Annotated in this window: 1 protein-coding gene and 1 pseudogene; both read right to left on the reverse strand. The window is 41.6% G+C overall.

The features are described 5' to 3' along the window. Window positions 1–405 precede the first annotated feature (405 nt). The gene (locus HW443_RS11890) at window positions 406–591 is read right to left on the reverse strand and encodes a hypothetical protein (protein WP_176236436.1); all 186 of its coding nucleotides are present in this window, start codon (window positions 589–591) and stop codon (window positions 406–408) included. 12 nt (window positions 592–603) lie between these two features. Further along, window positions 604–843, reverse strand: a pseudogene (locus tag HW443_RS14165) (transposase); the annotation flags it as partial. Window positions 844–961 lie beyond the last annotated feature (118 nt).

Genomic DNA, 961 nt, shown 5'->3' on the forward strand with positions numbered 1-961 from the left:
GAAAAACCGGAAATTCATTGACCTAAACTTACCACTTTTATATCATGGAGAGGAGAAATATGAATGGTTTGTAAAGTGGTAACTTTGCAGCGGAATCAGTGGTAAAATTCACCAGAATACGCAATTTTGGAAAAATTAGATTGAGAATTTCGTTAATATTTTTCAAAAAGACAAATGGATTTTTCTGGAAATAAAAAAAGACATCAGCAGTTCATTGCTCAATCAATTAAAGCATTTGGCAAATCATAATTCTCTCCAATTAATAGATTTTCAAGGGAAAGATGTTTTTGAAATGAAGATGCCGGAAAATTCCAGAGTTATTGTTTTTGCCGAAAGAGATTTTATTGAAAATAAAAGAGTCAATACCATTTTTAGTTGAAATTCCATAGCAGCTCCTTAGTCGCATCAGGCAGCCACCTCCTTCTCTACTTCTAAGACCGGCACGTTTCTCTTTTGTATCTCTCTCTGTAATGCCAGCCTCAGCTGCGGCAGGTATCTGTATCCTTTTACCCTATTCAATCTGGGCTCAATGTCCAGAAGGGCACTGGCTAACCACCTCTGCTTCTGGTTGGAGTTCTTCCAGTAGTCCACCTTGTCCAGTTTCTATCCTATCTGGGCCATCAGAGACTCCATACAGTTCGTAGTCTTAAGACTCTTACCCAGTTCCTCGAATAATCCTAATCTGTGTAAGGTCAAGGTTTCCTCCAGCCCTTCTTCCAGACTCCTTAGCGCTGATTCATTGATAAGGGCGAGTTCCTTTTTGACCCCCTCTAAGGCCCTCTTGGCTCCTTCATAGCTGGGCTGCTCATAGGCCCTCTGTAGATCCTTCCTTATCTGCTCTTGCCTATTCTTAGCCCAAGTTCCGCAGAATCCCCCTGAGAAGAACCAATTTTACGCTCGTTTTCCGGCTCTAGGGGGCCATTTTCGTCACCATTTTTGAGGGTCTCTTGTTCTTGCACAA

Source organism: Candidatus Hakubella thermalkaliphila (genome assembly GCF_013281975.1).
Classification (GTDB): domain Bacteria; phylum Actinomycetota; class Humimicrobiia; order Hakubellales; family Hakubellaceae; genus Hakubella; species Hakubella thermalkaliphila.